Origin of the sequence: Limnohabitans sp. TEGF004, assembly GCF_027924965.1 — a bacterium.
Taxonomy (GTDB): domain Bacteria; phylum Pseudomonadota; class Gammaproteobacteria; order Burkholderiales; family Burkholderiaceae_C; genus Limnohabitans.
In genome coordinates, this window is the sequence record NZ_AP027056.1 from 1,344,636 (window position 1) to 1,360,381 (window position 15,746).

The window sequence follows — 15,746 nt, forward strand, 5'->3', positions numbered from 1 at the left end:
AAAAATAAGAGCCAATAAATACCTACAAAAACCTACATGTGTATCAATGACAAAGTAAAACTCAAAAAATCTGTAGGTTAATTTGACATCTCACAGACTTTCCAAAAGAGATTTTTGAAACATTAATAGCTAACAATTTCTGGCATAAATTCTGCTTAATATGAATTGGAATAATTCACAGGAGCGATCAACATGACCAACCAATATCTTTCGGGCGCCAAATTGACCAGTTTTACGCTGAGCGAACTCACACAGGCTGCAGAAATGCTTCAAGCCGCTGGCCAATACCAAGAAGCCATTGATTTATATCGCCAATGGCTACAGCATGGCAAAGATGAACACAAACACGTGGCTTGGTTCAACTACGGCTGGTTGCTGCAAAAGCAAAACTTGTTCAGCGATGCAGCCAACGCCTACGACCAGCTGACGAACAATTACGCCAGCTACCTGTCTGGCGACGCCACGCCGGCCTGAGCCTCAAAAACCACCGCTCCTCCTCGGTGGTTTCTTGAGCTCTCTAATGTTTACATAAGATTAATCGTATTTCTGCTAATTTTGAATAAATATGGAAAATCGTTTCGGAAATGAAAAAAGGACTTAGATTTCTCTAAGTCCTTTTAAGATTTTTGGTGGGACCAGCGGGGGTCGAACCCACGACAAACGGATTAAAAGTCCGCTGCTCTACCAACTGAGCTATGGTCCCATCACGCAGCGTATTTAATGTTTGTTTCGTACCCTGCGAAGCCTAAAAGTATAACGCATTTTTTAGTGTTTTGGCAATGCGCGTGAAGAAATTTGATCAAAAACCCAGCTCGCTGCGCATTGACCAAACGTGGCCGTGACGCTGACCACAGAACCATAGCCGCTGCAGTTCAATGAGCCGTCACCTTGCACGTCACAACTGGCATCTGGCGGTGCAACAGCCTCTCGGCTGAACACACACGCCACACCTATTTTTTTGCCCTCGCGCGCAGCGCCGTGTTCACGGCGCAGGTTGTAACGCAGCTTGGCCAAGAGTGGATCGTGGCTGGTGTTGGACAGATCATCAATGTCCACTTTGTGCGCCAAGCGTTTGCCGCCAGCGGCCCCGACGGTGATGAACAAGACTTTGTGTTTGATGGCCCAAGCCGCCATCGCTGTTTTGGCTTTGACTTGGTCACAGGCGTCAATGACAGCATCAACGTCTACGCCATTCAAAATGCCAGGCCAGTTGCCAGGCTCAACAAAATCTTCAATGCACGTCACCACGCAATCCGAGTTGATGTGCGCAATGCGTTGACGCATGGCTTCGACCTTGGCCATACCGACGGTGTCGTCCAGCGCGTGAATTTGGCGGTTGATGTTGGATTCGGCCACGTTGTCGAGGTCAATCAGGGTCAAGCGCCCCACCCCACTGCGCGCCAAGGCTTCCACCGTCCACGAGCCCACTCCACCCACGCCCACCACCACCACGTGCGCCGCGCGAATGCTGGCGGCACCGGTCACACCATACAAGCGGTCCAAGCCACCAAAACGGCGGTCCATCGCGGAAGACGGCGTCACAACAGGTTCACTCACAGGCGGTGCGCTCTAGGCGTGCAGCTTGCTGGCGCAAAGACACCACAGCCCCCAGCACGATGGCGGCCAAAGCGACGACGGAGTTGAGGCTCAATGTAGAAATACCGCTCAAGCCCTGACCGAAAGTACAGCCCATGGCGGTCACACCACCCACGCCCATCAACACGCTGCCTAGCAAGTGTTGGCCTAGGTCGCGTGGATTGGCAAAGCCTTCCCAGCGAAAGGTTTTGCTTTGCAACGCCGAGATGGCCGAACCGACTAGCACGCCTGCAACTGCGGCAATGCCCACGCTCAGCACTTTGGACGCGTCGCTGTAAAACATCAGCCAATCTAGGGTGTAGGCCACAGGTGCGACAAAGTTGAGTGCTTCGATGCGGCCAGAGTTGGTGGCCAAGTACACCGCATCCAAGGTTTCTGGATGCTCGGGCACAAAGCCCAAATGCCCACTGACCCACCACATGGCGACCACCAAGCCACCCACGCCGAAGCTAGCCAATAGGCTGTCAAACGTCCAAAAGTCTTTGTGCCGCAAGACCCACAGCAACACAAGCGCACCCAAGATGTAGCCCAAATGAGGAATACCCAACACGCTCAGATGAGCGCCCGCAGGCATATCTACAAACACGGTGTCCACTGTGTTGGTGCGAACCACGGCTGTGATGCCTTTGAGCGTCGCAAACGCGCTGACGCCCATCACCACAAACACCACCAGTGATTTGAGGTTGCCGCCGCCCATGCGCACCAAGGTTTTGTTGCCGCAACCCGACGCAATGACCATGCCGTAGCCAAACATCAAACCGCCCACCAGCATGGACAGCCACATCAGGCGCGGGCTGGCGTACAAGGTTTTGCTGGGGTCAATCAGGCCAAAGTCTGCCAATGCGGCAAAGCCAATCATTGCCACGCCAATCGCGCACAGCCATTGGCGTGCGCGGGTCCAGTCGCCCATGTTGACCACATCGGAAATGGCGCCCATGGTGCAAAAGTGGGTGCGTTGGCTGATGACACCCAAAAGCAAGCCACCTAAAAAAAAGGCCCCAAGGACCTCTTTGGTGAGCGTGACTAGCTCGGTCACTTGAGTTTCGCCAAACGCTCAGAGGCCGCAGAGGCCGCCTCGGTGTGTGGATAGGTTTTCACCACATCGCCCAAGGTTTTGCGGGCAGCCTTGATGTCTTTCAACTCCAACTGGCAATTAGCCACAGACAACATGGCGTCTGCAGAACGCATGTGGTTCGGGGCTTTGCTCAACAAAGTGTTGAAGTTTTTGATGGCGTTGTTGTAGTCGCGGTTGGCGTATTGGGCATTGCCCACCCAAAACAACGAAGGCACCACGTAGCCGCTCTTGGGGTTGCGTTTGATGAAATCGTTGAACGCCGCGCTGGCTGCGCCAAACTCGCCTTTGCGGAAGATGGCCAAGGCATCTTCGTAGGCTTTGGTTTCTGCGGGGTCGGCCACAAACTCCACGCCATCGACCTTGACCTTGGTGGGTTCAAACTTCTTCAAGCGGTCGTCCACGCCTTGAGACAGCTCCTGCTGGCGACGTAATTCTTGCGTTAACTCTTCTTTTTCTCCACGCAAACGTGCTGTTTCGGTACGCAAAGCCTCGAACTGGTTTTGCTGCTCCAGCAAGCTGCGCTGGAAGTTTTGAATTTCCTCACCTTGGCGCTCGACGCGCTCACGCAACTCGAGAATGGCGCGACGTGCATCGGTGTCTTCAAACAACGCAGCCGTGGCATTGAAGCTCAACAGCGCACCTGCGGCCAGGGCCACAGCGCGGATAGAAAAAGAAGGGTTCAGTTTCATTGGTAGTTCAACGCAGCACGGCGGTTTTGTGAGTAAGCAGACTCGTCAGAGCCTTGGGCCACTGGCTTTTCTTTGCCAAAGCTCACCGATTCCATTTGGCTCTCGGGCACGCCCAAGACCGACAAGGAGCGACGCACAGCGTCTGAACGCTTTTGGCCCAGAGCCAAGTTGTACTCGCTGCCACCACGTGCGTCGGTGTGGCCTTCAATGTTCACACGGCGATTGCGATCTGCGCGCAGGTAGCGGGCATGGGCATCCAACACGGTTTGGTAATCAGATTTGACGGTGTAGCTGTCAAGATCAAAGTAAATGATGTGTTCCACGCCCACAGGGCCTTGCTTGATGCCTTCCATGGCGCCAAGGTTGCGTGAGTTCAAACCATTGACACTGCTTTGGCCTGAAGCGCCGCCAGAGCGGTCATCCACTTGCACGTCATCCAGCTTGACACCAGAAGCGCAACCCGCCAAAACTGCGGCTACAGAAGCCAGTAACAAAAGTTTTTTCATAAATGTGTGTTCCAAAAAGAGAGAGATAAATTAAGGCAAGATTTTGCTGAACGGGCCCCAGTTGGGCTCACGCAAGTCACCGCCTTGGCCAGACAAGCGGGCTTTGATGCGGCCATCTAAGGTGGTGGTCATCAAGGCTTCACGGCCATCTTGGATGGTGGCGTACACGATCAGACGGCTGTTGGGCGCAAAGCTGGGGCGCTCGTCGCGGTTGCTGTCGGTGATGGCTGCCACGTTGCCGCTGGCAATGTCCATCACATGCAACTTAAACGCGCCGCCAATGCGAGAGATGTAGGTTAACCAACGGCCATCAGGGCTGATGGCAGGTGAAATGTTGTATGTGCCATTGAAGGTCACACGGTTGGCTGGGCCGCCAGACGCAGGCATGCGGTAAATCTGAGGCGCACCGCCACGGTCGCTGACAAAGTAAATGGCAGAGCCATCGGGGGCGAACACGGGCTCAGTGTCGATGCCAGCCGATTGTGTCAAACGGCGGGGCTCGCCACCGTTGGCATCAATCACAAACAATTGCGAACCGCCATCGCGGCTCAAGGTCACAGCCAAGCTGCGCCCATCGGGCGACCAGCTAGGCGCGCTGTTGGAGCCACGAAAATTGGCAATCACGCGGCGCTTGCCGGTAGACACATCATGCACATACACCACAGGCTTGCGTGATTCAAACGACACATAAGCCAATTGACCGCCAGAGGGTGACCAGCTGGGCGAAATGATGGGCTCAGGGCTAGCCAGGGCAGACTGGGCGTTTTCGCCGTCCGAGTCAGCCACCCACAGGTTGTAGCGGTTGCCAGTCTTTGTCACGTAGGCAATGCGGGTGGAAAACACACCTTTGTCGCCGGTGAGTTTTTCGTACACAAAGTCAGCAATGCGGTGAGACGCCAAACGCAAATCGCCCGTCACCACGGTGTAGCTCATGGCGCCTAGGTCTTGGCCGCGTACCACGTCCCACAAGCGTACGCGCACGTCATAGCGACCGTCTGCCATGCGGCTGATGCTGCCGGTTAGCAAGGCATCGGCGCCCTTTTGGCGCATGGCGCTGATGTCGGGGCGTTGGGTTTCGTCTGTCACCACACCAGCGGTGATGCCACGGAACTGGCCGCTACGCTCCAGGTCGGCCTGCACGATGGCTGAAATCTTTTGGGGGGATGTTTCTTCACCACGCAAGGGGGCAAAGGCAATAGGCACTTGGGTCAAACCCACGCCCGACACTTCCACTCGGAACTGCGCCCACGTTGGCAAGGCCAACAAGCCGGCGGTCAAAAGCCCAAGTGTGAAGCGAAAAAATTGACGTGTCATAGTGAGAGAGGTAGCCAAATGAATCCGCTGATTTTAGTGGCGAACGAGTGGCGATAATGCTCTGTATTGCCTTTCTTGCCACGTGAAGAATTTATGACCACCACCGCCCCATCAACCCCGTCTGATTCCTTATTTCAAAGGCTCAAACGCGTGGCGCCTTGGTTTTCAGGTCATCCTGGTGCGCTGGCACTCGGCATTGTGGGCATTCTGATCGGCTCGGCCACAGAGCCCGCCATTCCAGCACTGATGAAACCTTTGCTTGACAACGGTTTTGACCGTGGAACGCTAGAGCTTTGGAAAATCCCCGCTGTTTTATTGCTCTTGTTTGGTGTGCGCGGCTTTGCAGGTTTTATTGCCGCTTATTGCTTGGCCCGTGTGACCAATTACTCGATGGAGCGTTTGCGCCAACGCCTGTTTGAAAAGCTGCTGCGCGCTGCCCCTCAACTGTTTGCCGACAAACACACCAGTGGCTTGACCAACACCATGGTCTACGAAGTCAACAACGGTGCAAGCTTGCTCGTCTCCACCATGCTGTCGTTTGCCAAAGACTTGGTCACGCTGCTGGCCTTGCTTGGCTACTTGCTGATGCTCAACTGGAAGCTCACCCTGATTGTGTTTGCCATCTTCCCGCCGATTGCTTGGGTGGTTAAAAACCTCTCACGCCGAATTGACAACGTCACGCGTGCCAGCCAAGACGCCACCGATGAGCTGGCTTATGTGGTGGAAGAAAACGTGCTGGCCTACCGCATGGTGCGCTTGCACAACGCGCAAGACAGCCAAATCACCAAGTTCGGGGCGTTTAACCACAAATTGCGTCAATTGGCGCTCAAGGCGGTGGTTGCCAATTCTGTGATGACACCGCTCATTCAAATGCTGGCAGCCTTGGCTTTGTCTGGGGTGATCACTGTGGCTTTGTGGCAAAGCAGCGCAGACAGCGGCACATCCAGCGTGACAGTGGGTTCGTTTGCGGCGTTTATCACTGGCATGTTGATGCTGATTTCGCCCATCAAACATTTGTCTGAAGTGGCGGGCACATTGACACGCGGCGTCACCTCATTAGAACGTGGCTTGAATTTGCTCGACCTCGCCCCCGATGAAACCCAAGGCACACACACCAGTGCGCACGCCCAAGGCGAAATTTGCTTTGACCACGTCACGCTGCAATACCCGTCTGCCACGTCCCCCGCCCTCAACGGCGTGAGCCTGACCATCCAACCCGGTCAAACCGTGGCTTTTGTTGGACCATCGGGCTCGGGTAAAACGACCTTGGCCAATTTGCTGCCACGCTTTCTTGACCCCAGTTCAGGCCAAGTCAGCCTAGACGGCGTGCCGCTCAAAGACTGGTCGCTCGCCAGTTTGCGACGCCAAGTGGCGTTTGTGAGTCAAGATGTGATCATGTTCAACGACTCGATCGCTCACAACATTGCACTCGGTGAAACTGTAGACAACGCCCGCGTGTGGAGCGCCCTAGAAGCAGCCAACCTCGGCGACTTTGTGCGCGGACTGCCCCACCAAGAAAACACACTGGTCGGGCACAACGCCACCCAACTCTCGGGCGGCCAACGCCAACGCTTAGCCATTGCCCGTGCCATTTACAAAGATGCGCCTGTCCTCATCTTGGACGAAGCCACATCGGCTTTGGACAACGCTTCAGAGCAACTGGTGAAAGACGCGCTGAATGTGCTCATGCAAGGTCGCACCTCGTTGGTCATTGCACACCGCCTGTCCACCATCGAGCATGCCGACCTGATTGTGGTCATGCAAGCCGGCAGCATTGTGGAAACCGGCACGCACAGCCAACTCATGGCCCAAAGCGGCGCGTATGCCGCGTTGTACAAAGTGGCCGCACAAAGTGCCGACAACCATTTTGCTGACACCTCCACCATTTAACGCACTGCATTTATGAGTCAAGCATCCATCAGCGGTTTCACCTTCATTCGCAACGGCGTAGAGCTAGGCTTCCCGTTTGAAGCCTCGATCCGCTCACTCTTACCCTTGGTCGATGAGTTTGTGGTGGTTGTCGGCAAAAGCAACGACGACACCTTGGCGCGGATTCACGCCATTGGCTCTCCCAAAATTCGCGTGATTGAAACCATCTGGAACGAACGCATGGCCGACCGTGGCTTTGTGTACGCCCAGCAAAAAATGATCGCGCAGTTTGCCTGTACAGGCGACTGGGCGTTTTACCTGGAGGGCGACGAGGTGGTGCACGAGGCCGAGTTGGCCAGCATCCGCGCCAGTGTGGACAAGCACCACCATAACCCCGCTGTCGAAGCCTTTGTGTTTGACTACTTCCACTTCTACGGCACGCCCGATTTTGTGGCTAATAGCCCCGCGTGGTACCGCCGTGAGTGCCGCCTGATTCGCAACACCATCCGCTCGTATGCACCCGATGGCCAGTATTGGCTCATTACGGCTGACCACAAAAAAGGCCGCAACCCACAAGCGGCCTTGGCCAATGCCCACATCTACCACTACGGCTGGGTGCGCAGCCACGAGGCGATGCAAAAAAAGCTGGACCAAGTGAGTAAGTTTTGGTCGCATGGCGCACCTACCGTGCGTTACAGCGAGTTTGATGCGCAGGTGTTGCAGCCGTTCACGGGCACGCACCCTGAGCTGGTCAAGCCTTGGCTAGAAAGTTCGGCAGAAAAGAGCTTCACGATTGACCCGAACTACAAGCTGACCAAGCGTGAGAAACGTCACCGCTGGTTGATGAAGCTTGAGAAGGCATTTGGGCTGGACTTCAGCCGCAAGCACTTTAAGCTCGTTGCTTAGTTCAAGCGTTCAGAGCAAGACGATGTCGTACTGCTCTTGCGACATCGCACCTTCAGCCTGCAAAGAAATAGGCTTACCAATGAAGTCGCTCAAGCCAGCCAAGTGCTGGCTTTCTTCATCCAGCAAGATGTCAATCACATCGGGCGATGCAATCACACGGAACTCGCGCGGATTGAACTGACGGGCCTCACGCAAGATCTCGCGCAAGATGTCATACGTCACAGTGCGTGCGGTTTTCACGCTGCCTTTGCCGTCACACACAGGGCATGGCTCGCACAGCATGTGGGCCAGTGATTCGCGGGTGCGCTTGCGGGTCATCTCCACCAAGCCCAACGCCGAATAGCCGCTCACCATCGTCTTCACACGGTCACGGGCGAGCTGCTTGCGAAACTCGGCCAACACCGCATCGCGGTGGTCTTCACGCGTCATGTCGATGAAGTCGGCAATCACGATGCCACCTAGGTTACGCAAACGCAGTTGTCGGGCAATCGCACCTGCGGCTTCTAGATTGGTCTTGAAAATCGTTTCGTCAAAGTTGCGTGCGCCCACGAAGCCGCCCGTGTTCACGTCCACCGTGGTCAGGGCCTCGGTTTGATCCACGATGAGATAGCCGCCAGACTTCAAGTCCACACGGCGGCCCAAGGCCTTGCCCACTTCTTCATCGATGTTGAACAAATCAAAGATGGGACGCTCGCCTTTGTACAGCTGCAGCTTGTCCACCGCGCTGGGCATGAACTCTTGGCCGAAGGTTTGCAGTTTTTTAAACTGCTCGGCCGAGTCAATGCGGATGGTTTGTGTGGTCTCGCTCACCAAGTCGCGCAACACACGCTGCAGCAGGCTCAAGTCTTGGTGCAATAGGGATTTAGGGGGCAAACGGGTAGAAGCTTCTTTGATGCGTGCCCACGTTTTGCGCAGGTAGGCAATGTCTTCACCCAGCTCAGCATCACTGGCGTCTTCGCCGTTGGTGCGCAGAATGAAGCCACCCGTTTGGTTACCTGTTTTGCCATCTTGCGCGGCGGTTTCGGCCAAAGCTTGCAAGCGTTGGCGCAAGGACTCGCGTTGCTCAAACGGAATTTTTTGCGACACACCGATGTGTTGGTCTTGCGGCAAAAATACCAACAAGCGGCCCGCAATGCTGATTTGCGAAGAAAGCCGTGCACCTTTGGTGCCAATCGGATCTTTGATGACTTGCACCAACAGTGACTGGCCTTCAAACACTTGTTTTTCAATGGGCACAACCGGTGCTGGCTCGCCCTTGTCGTCGGCGTGGCGGGCTGCGACGCTGCTCATCAAGTCGGCCACATGCAAGAACGCAGCACGCTCAAGGCCAATATCGATGAAGGCCGACTGCATGCCAGGCAACACGCGAGCCACTTTGCCCAAATACACATTACCCACCAAGCCACGCTCTAGCGTGCGCTCAACGTGCAGCTCTTGCACGGCGCCCGTTTCCACAATGGCCACTCGGGTTTCTTGGGGCGACCAGTTGATGAGGATGTCTTGTTGCATGTGAAGGTCCGCAAGTAAAAGGGGTTAGACCTTGAATCCAAACTCGCGCAACAGCTGCGCGGTTTCAAACATGGGCAACCCCATGATGCCAGAGTAGCTGCCGCTGATGTGCTCGATGTACGCAGCGGCCCTTCCCTGCACCGCATATGCGCCGGCTTTGCCCATGGGCTCGCCGCTGGCGACATAGTTTTGAATTTGTGTACGCGTCAAAGCCGCAAAACGTACGTTGGACACACTCAGCGCCTGCTCGGTTTTGAGCGGCTTGCCCGCTTTAGACAGCGTGCCCATAGCGACTGAGGTCAACACACGGTGGGTTTGCCCGCTCAAAGCGCCGAGGATTTGTGCCGCATGTTTGGTGTCATCAGGCTTGCCCAAAATGGTCTTGCCCAAAGCCACCGTGGTGTCGCTGCACAGCACCGGGGCCAGCGGCAAGCCACGGCGCTTCATGCGATTGAGTGCTGCCTCAAGCTTCAGCAAGGTCACGCGTTGCACATAAGCGCGTGGGGCCTCATTGGGCAACACAACCTCTAGCGCTTCGGCATCTTCTTGTTCGTCGGCCAACAGCAACTCGTAACGCACACCCAGCTGTTCTAACAGTTGGCGACGGCGTGGACTTTGCGAGGCGAGATAAACGAATTTGGAGTCAGACATAAATAGCTCTAGCGGCTTCACTCGCGGTGATAAGGATGGTTGGCGTTGATCGACCACGCACGGTAGAGCTGCTCCACCAACAGCACGCGCACCATGGCGTGCGGCAGGGTCAGGTCTGAAATGCGGATGCGTTCGTGTGCTTGTTTTTTGAACTCGGGGCACAAGCCATCAGGCCCGCCAATGACCAAGGCCACATCGTCGGCTTCGAGCTGCCAGTGTTTGAGCTTGGTGGCCAAGGCCACGGTGGTGAGGTTGGTGCCGCGCTCATCCAAGGCCACGATGCGACAGCCGCGCGGGATTGCGGCTTCGATGCGCTCGCGCTCGGCAGCGTAAATGGTGTCTAGCGTTTTAGAGCTGCGCGGCTCGGTTTTGACGGCCTTGAGCTCGACCTTCAGCTCAGACGGAAACCGCTTGGCGTAATCGTCCCAAGCGGTTTGCGCCCAGTCGGGCACACGTTGGCCGACTGCGACGACCCACAGCTTCATGCTTTGCGGGCGGTGGTCTTTTTAGCGGCTGGAGGACGCTTGCCCGTTGGCTTACCAGCCGTGGTCGAGGCGCTGCGTGCTGCGGCTTTGGCGGTTGACTTGGCACCTTTGAGGCCCACGGTCTTGACAGGCAACTTGGCTGGCGCTGCAGCTGGCTTTTTGGCTGCTGCAGTTTTGGCTGGTGCTGATTTAGCAGCTGTCGTTTTAGCAGGTGCCGCTTTGACTGGGCCGCGTGTCGAGGTGCTGCGCGATGCTGGCTTGGCTGCATCGCTGCGCGTGTAAGAGGTGCGTGAGCTCGAATCAGCGCGTGAACCGGAGGTTGCACGAGCAGCAGGCTTCTTGTCACCGGCGGCTGTTTTCTTGGCTGCTGGTTTTTTGGCTGCCGACTTCTTGGCGGGTGCTTCTTCAGGCTCGGCTGCTTTGACAGGCTTTGGTGCACCAAACTTCAAACGCACGGGCTTCTCGCCCCAAATTTCTTCGAGGTTGTAGTAACCACGGATGGTGGGCTGCATGACGTGCACCACCACAGCGCCGCAGTCGACGATGATCCACTCGCCGTTGTCTTCGCCTTCGATGCGAGGCTTGCCAAAACCGGCGTCGCGCACTTTGTCGCGCACGCTGGCGGCCAACGCTTTGGTTTGACGGTTCGATGTACCAGACGCCACGATGACGCGCTCAAACAGCGAGGACAAGTGCTCGGTGTCAAACACCACGAGGTCTTGGGCTTTGACGTCCTCCAACGCATCCACGACGGTGCGTTGCAATTTTTGGACATCTTTTTTGGCGGAGGTTTCGGTCATCTGATTTATCGGTAAAGGCTGTGTTTTTCAATGTAGTGCTGCACAGCGGCAGGCAACCACGCGTGCATCTTGGTGTCTGCATGTGTGCCATGGGCAACGTGCGCACGAATCTCGGTGGCACTCACATTCAGGCTTGGCATGTCCAAGCGTTGTACGTCGGGGGATACCGCATTGTGCCACTGACTGGCCTTGCCGCCCTGCCCCTCAATAGGCCGATCTGCGACAACTACGGTAGCAAGGCCCAAAATCTCTTGCCAACGATGCCATGTTTTGAAGGCATTCGCTTGGTCTGCACCGATGAACAGGTACAAATCGGCCTCTGGCTGCTCAGCTTTTAGCTCTTGGAGCGTGTCAAACGTGTAGGTGGCGCCTTCGCGGTCGATCTCACGCGGATCCACCACCGTTTGCGCCACATCGGCAAAAGCCAAACGCGTCATTGCCAGTCGGTGTGGCGATGGCGTGAGGGTGTGAGCCTTGTGCCATGCGTCCCCCGTGGGGATGATGCGCAGTTCAGCAAGATCAAACTGCTCTATCGCGTGCTTGGCTAGAGCAAGGTGCGCGATGTGCGGCGGGTCAAACGAACCACCAAAGATGCCTAGGCGCTTGGTGTGATTCAAAGCCAATTTCGCGGCACCAAAAAGTCATGCAACAAAGCATGCTCAGGTGTACCGGCTTCAGGCTGGTGCTGATAAGACCAGCTCACCAACGGCGGCATGGACAACAGAATCGACTCGGTGCGCCCGCCAGACTGCAGGCCAAAGTGTGTGCCACGGTCCCACACGAGGTTGAACTCTACATAGCGGCCACGACGGTAAAGCTGATGCTCGCGCTCGCGCTCGCCGTAGGGTGTGTTCACGCGGCGGTCCACGATGGGCAAATACGACTCTAGGAAGGCATCGCCCACGCTCTTGAGCATTTCAAAACTGCGCTCGAAGCCAAGTTCTGAAAAGTCGTCAAAGAAAATGCCGCCAATACCGCGCTGCTCGTTGCGGTGCTTGTTGCAAAAGTACTCGTCGCACCAAGTTTTAAAGCGTGGGTAAAGCTCGTCACCAAAGGGCTGCAACGCGTCGTGGCAGACCTGATGGAAATGCTTGGCGTCTTCGGCATAGCCGTAGTAAGGCGTGAGGTCCATGCCGCCACCAAACCACGCCACAGGTTTGCCATTGGCAGGCGTGGCCACAATCATGCGCACGTTCATGTGCACAGTGGGCACATAGGGGTTGCGCGGGTGAAACACCAGCGACACGCCCATGGCCTCAAACGGCGCGCCAGCAAGCTCGGGTCGGTGCTGCGTGGCAGAAGGCGGCAGCTTAGGGCCACGCACATGCGAAAAGCCGCAGCCAGCACGCTCAAACACGGGACCGTTTTCTAAGATTTGGGTGATGCCGTTGCCCTGCAACTGCTCGCCCGGGCCCTTCTCCCACTTGTCCACTAAGAACTTGGCTTGGCCATCTTTGGCTTCAATCGCGCTGGTGATGCGGCTTTGCAGGCCAATCAGGTAGTCGCGCGCAGCAGCTACAACGTGTTCGTGGCTAGGGTCTTGGGTAGTTGCGGTCATCGTGTGGTGAAGTTAGCGGTTTGTCTGAGTGTTGCCATTCGCAGTCGTGCGTGCTGGCAAAGGGCGAATGGGGGCCGCTTGGTTCACATGAAAGCCCTGCACGCCTTCGTACACCTTGGCGATGTGTGCGTAATCCGCTTGCACATCGCCCGTCAAACGCATGAAGTCCGTCACTTTGGCTAGCTTCTTGCCGTAATCAATGTGCAGCATGAGCAAAGGCACGTCAGCCCCCAAAGCCAGTTGGTAAAAGCCACTGCGCCACCCGTCGGTCAGCTTGCGTGTGCCTTCGGGCGACAAACCAATCCAAAGGATTTCGTCGTTTTGCTTGTGTCGTATCAAAGAATCAACCATCTCACCCACAACGCCTCTAGGCGACGAGCGGTCAATCGGCACAGCGCCAATGAACCGAATCCAGCGACCAAACAACGGAATACGAAACAAACTCTCTTTGGCGAAAAATTGAATCGGCAAACCCATCGCCCACTTGGCCGGCATCATGGTGATGAAGTCCCAGTTACTGGTGTGCGGATAGCCAATGAGCACGCCTTGTTTGGTGGGCAGCCCATCAAACTCGATCCTCCACCCCATCAGCTTGACCAACCAAGCGGCCCACGCTTGAGGCTTGCATTGCACGGGCATGGGTTTGGTGAATTCGGTCATCTGTTTTTATGAGCAATCGGTTGAATGAGGACTAGCGTCGGCGTTATTGAAACGCTTAGCGCGCAATCGCGCGGTAGCCAATGTCGGTGCGGTACTGCACGCCATCAAAGTGAATGCCCTTGATGGTGTCGTAGGCCTGCTGCTGCGCTAACTTCAAAGTGCCGCCCAAAGCCGTCACGCACAACACGCGGCCACCGCTGGTGACCACTTGGCCGTCGGCCATTTGCGTACCGGCATGAAACACCACCACATCGTCGGTGTCTTGCGGCAAACCGGTGATGGTGTCGCCCTTGCGGGGGCTTAGGGGATAGCCGTGTGCGGCCAACACCACACCAATTGAGGTGCGGCGGTCCCATTCCAGCTCGAAGTCGTCAAAGCGAGTCTCGGCATTGGTGGCAGTGGCCGCCATCAGCACATCGACCAAATCGGTTTTCAGGCGCGCCATGATGGGCTGGGTTTCGGGGTCGCCCATGCGGCAGTTGAACTCAAGAGTTTTGACATGGCCCTGTGGGTCAATCATCAAGCCCGCATACAAGAAGCCGGTAAACGGAATGCCGTCTTTTTCCATGCCCTTGATGGTGGGCAAAATGATTTCGCGCATAGCGCGGGCATGCACCTCAGGTGTGACCACGGGGGCTGGCGAATACGCGCCCATGCCGCCGGTGTTGGGGCCTTGATCGGCATCCAGCAAACGCTTGTGGTCTTGGCTGGTGGCCAAAGGCAACACGGTTTTGCCATCGCACATGACGATGAAGCTGGCCTCTTCACCTTGCAAAAACTCTTCAATAACCACGCGCGCGCCACCTTCGTTGTGGCTCACACCCAACTTGTTGTCGAGCAACATGAAATCAATTGCTTCGTGGGCCTCGGCAGCGGTCATGGCCACCACAACGCCCTTGCCTGCAGCCAAACCATCGGCCTTCACCACAATCGGCGCGCCTTTGGCGTTGACGTAATCGTGCGCGGCTTGTGCGTCGGTGAAAGTTTCGTATTCCGCCGTGGGGATGTTGTGGCGCTTCATGAACGCCTTGCTGAAAGCCTTAGAGCTTTCCAGCTGCGCTGCGGCCTTGGTTGGGCCAAAAATGCGCATGCCGTGCGCGCGGAACTCGTCCACCACACCTGCTGCCAATGGCGTTTCAGGGCCAACCACAGTCAACTCAACGCCACTGCTTTGGGCAAACTCGCGCAAAGCTTTGACATCGGTGATGTCGATGTTGGCCAAGCGCTTGTCGCGTGCTGTGCCGCCGTTACCGGGAGCTACAAACACTTTTTGCACCTTGTTGGATTGGGCAATCTTCCACGCCAAAGCGTGCTCGCGGCCACCGCCGCCAATAACTAGTACGTTCATAGTGCTGCGTTGTGATAGACCTCTTGCACATCGTCAAGGTCTTCTAGCGCGTCCAATATTTTTTGCATCTTCACAGCGTCATCACCCTCGAGTTCGATGGTGTTGTCTGCACGGTAAGTCACCTCGGCCACTTCGGGCTTGAGGCCCGCAGCTTCCAAAGCGTTTTTGACAGCCTCAAAGCTGGCAGGTGGCGTCAGCACTTCAATCGCGCCGTCGTCATCGGTGATCACATCGTCCGCGCCCGCTTCGAGCGCAATTTCCATGATTTGGTCTTCATTGCTGCCCGGTGCAAACACCAATTGGCCGCAATGCTTGAATTGAAACGCCACTGAGCCCTCAGTGCCCATGTTGCCGCCGTTTTTGCTGAAGGCAAAGCGCACTTCAGCAACGGTACGCACACGGTTGTCTGTCATGGTGTCCACGATGATGGCGGCTCCGCCCACACCGTAGCCTTCGTAGCGAATCTCGTCGTACACCACGCCGTCGAGGTTGCCTGTGGCTTTGTCGACGTTGCGTTTGATGTTGTCGGCGGGCATGTTGGCCGCCTTGGCTTTTTCAATGGCCAAACGCAAACGGGGGTTCAGGCTCAGGTCGCCACCGCCCAAGCGGGCAGAGACAATGATTTCACGCGTGATGCGTGTCCAAATCTTGCCGCGCTTCTCGTCTTGACGCCCCTTGCGGTGTTGAATATTTGCCCATTTACTGTGGCCAGCCATCAGAAATCCTCTTGAATTGAATTAACCTTATCTGGTTATTTTACTTTTCAAGTGATGGAGAACT

At 56.1% G+C, this 15,746-nt stretch carries 17 protein-coding genes and 1 tRNA gene; 3 read left to right on the forward strand and 15 right to left on the reverse strand.

Annotation, left to right across the window (positions count from 1 at the left end):
• Nucleotides 1-192: 192 nt before the first annotated feature.
• Complete coding sequence (locus LINBF2_RS06340) at nucleotides 193-474, forward strand: tetratricopeptide repeat protein (protein WP_281887575.1); 282 nt, start codon at nucleotides 193-195, stop codon at nucleotides 472-474.
• A 153-nt stretch (nucleotides 475-627) separates the two neighbouring features.
• Here the strand turns inward: LINBF2_RS06340 and LINBF2_RS06345 are convergent.
• The 6 genes from LINBF2_RS06345 to tolB all read right to left on the reverse strand — a co-directional run bounded on the left by LINBF2_RS06345 (nucleotide 628) and on the right by tolB (nucleotide 5,180).
• A tRNA-Lys gene (locus LINBF2_RS06345) sits at nucleotides 628-703 on the reverse strand.
• A gap of 62 nt (nucleotides 704-765) precedes the next feature.
• Nucleotides 766-1,524 (reverse strand): tRNA threonylcarbamoyladenosine dehydratase, encoded by a 759-nt coding sequence (locus LINBF2_RS06350; RefSeq protein WP_104797391.1) that lies wholly within the window; start codon nucleotides 1,522-1,524, stop codon nucleotides 766-768.
• A gap of 25 nt (nucleotides 1,525-1,549) precedes the next feature.
• Nucleotides 1,550-2,632: a YeeE/YedE family protein gene (locus LINBF2_RS06355; RefSeq protein ID WP_281887577.1), complete on the reverse strand. Its 1,083-nt coding sequence runs from the start codon at nucleotides 2,630-2,632 to the stop codon at nucleotides 1,550-1,552.
• Nucleotides 2,629-3,360, reverse strand: coding sequence for a tol-pal system protein YbgF (gene ybgF, locus LINBF2_RS06360; RefSeq protein WP_281887579.1), 732 nt, complete (start codon nucleotides 3,358-3,360; stop codon nucleotides 2,629-2,631). The genes LINBF2_RS06355 and ybgF overlap by 4 nt, the downstream gene beginning before the upstream one ends.
• Entirely contained in the window at nucleotides 3,357-3,866 is a 510-nt protein-coding gene (pal, locus tag LINBF2_RS06365; protein ID WP_281887581.1) for a peptidoglycan-associated lipoprotein Pal, read from the reverse strand. The genes ybgF and pal overlap by 4 nt, the downstream gene beginning before the upstream one ends.
• A 30-nt stretch (nucleotides 3,867-3,896) precedes the next feature.
• Entirely contained in the window at nucleotides 3,897-5,180 is a 1,284-nt protein-coding gene (gene tolB, locus LINBF2_RS06370; RefSeq protein ID WP_281887583.1) for a Tol-Pal system beta propeller repeat protein TolB, read from the reverse strand.
• Nucleotides 5,181-5,273: 93 nt separating this feature from the next.
• Between tolB and msbA the strand changes: the two genes are divergently transcribed.
• Nucleotides 5,274-7,070: a lipid A export permease/ATP-binding protein MsbA gene (gene msbA, locus LINBF2_RS06375; protein WP_281887585.1), complete on the forward strand. Its 1,797-nt coding sequence runs from the start codon at nucleotides 5,274-5,276 to the stop codon at nucleotides 7,068-7,070.
• 12 nt (nucleotides 7,071-7,082) lie between these two features.
• Nucleotides 7,083-7,955 carry a glycosyltransferase gene (locus LINBF2_RS06380; RefSeq protein WP_281887587.1) on the forward strand — a complete coding sequence of 291 codons (873 nt, stop codon included), beginning with the start codon at nucleotides 7,083-7,085 and terminating at the stop codon, nucleotides 7,953-7,955.
• A 9-nt stretch (nucleotides 7,956-7,964) separates the two neighbouring features.
• Here the strand turns inward: LINBF2_RS06380 and rng are convergent, their stop codons facing one another.
• The 9 genes from rng to LINBF2_RS06425 are packed head-to-tail and all read right to left on the reverse strand — an operon-like array spanning nucleotide 7,965 to nucleotide 15,682.
• Nucleotides 7,965-9,464, reverse strand: coding sequence for a ribonuclease G (rng, locus tag LINBF2_RS06385; protein ID WP_104797385.1), 1,500 nt, complete (start codon nucleotides 9,462-9,464; stop codon nucleotides 7,965-7,967).
• A gap of 24 nt (nucleotides 9,465-9,488) precedes the next feature.
• Complete coding sequence (locus LINBF2_RS06390; RefSeq protein ID WP_281887589.1) at nucleotides 9,489-10,115, reverse strand: Maf family protein; 627 nt, start codon at nucleotides 10,113-10,115, stop codon at nucleotides 9,489-9,491.
• Between the two features lie 17 nt (nucleotides 10,116-10,132).
• Nucleotides 10,133-10,600, reverse strand: coding sequence for a 23S rRNA (pseudouridine(1915)-N(3))-methyltransferase RlmH (gene rlmH / locus LINBF2_RS06395; protein WP_104797383.1), 468 nt, complete (start codon nucleotides 10,598-10,600; stop codon nucleotides 10,133-10,135).
• The gene (gene rsfS / locus LINBF2_RS06400) at nucleotides 10,597-11,400 is read right to left on the reverse strand and encodes a ribosome silencing factor (protein WP_281887592.1); all 804 of its coding nucleotides are present in this window, start codon (nucleotides 11,398-11,400) and stop codon (nucleotides 10,597-10,599) included. The genes rlmH and rsfS overlap by 4 nt, the downstream gene beginning before the upstream one ends.
• A 5-nt stretch (nucleotides 11,401-11,405) precedes the next feature.
• The gene (gene nadD / locus LINBF2_RS06405) at nucleotides 11,406-12,017 is read right to left on the reverse strand and encodes a nicotinate (nicotinamide) nucleotide adenylyltransferase (RefSeq protein WP_281887594.1); all 612 of its coding nucleotides are present in this window, start codon (nucleotides 12,015-12,017) and stop codon (nucleotides 11,406-11,408) included.
• Nucleotides 12,014-12,958: an oxygen-dependent coproporphyrinogen oxidase gene (gene hemF, locus LINBF2_RS06410; protein WP_281887596.1), complete on the reverse strand. Its 945-nt coding sequence runs from the start codon at nucleotides 12,956-12,958 to the stop codon at nucleotides 12,014-12,016. The genes nadD and hemF overlap by 4 nt, the downstream gene beginning before the upstream one ends.
• Before the next feature lie 12 nt (nucleotides 12,959-12,970).
• Nucleotides 12,971-13,618 (reverse strand): 1-acyl-sn-glycerol-3-phosphate acyltransferase, encoded by a 648-nt coding sequence (locus LINBF2_RS06415; protein WP_281887598.1) that lies wholly within the window; start codon nucleotides 13,616-13,618, stop codon nucleotides 12,971-12,973.
• 55 nt (nucleotides 13,619-13,673) lie between these two features.
• Nucleotides 13,674-14,966 carry a phosphoribosylamine--glycine ligase gene (gene purD, locus LINBF2_RS06420; RefSeq protein ID WP_281887601.1) on the reverse strand — a complete coding sequence of 431 codons (1,293 nt, stop codon included), beginning with the start codon at nucleotides 14,964-14,966 and terminating at the stop codon, nucleotides 13,674-13,676.
• A complete protein-coding gene (locus LINBF2_RS06425) occupies nucleotides 14,963-15,682 on the reverse strand; it encodes a YebC/PmpR family DNA-binding transcriptional regulator (RefSeq protein ID WP_108282700.1) in 720 nt (239 codons plus the stop codon). The genes purD and LINBF2_RS06425 overlap by 4 nt, the downstream gene beginning before the upstream one ends.
• Between the last annotated feature and the right edge of the window lie 64 nt (nucleotides 15,683-15,746).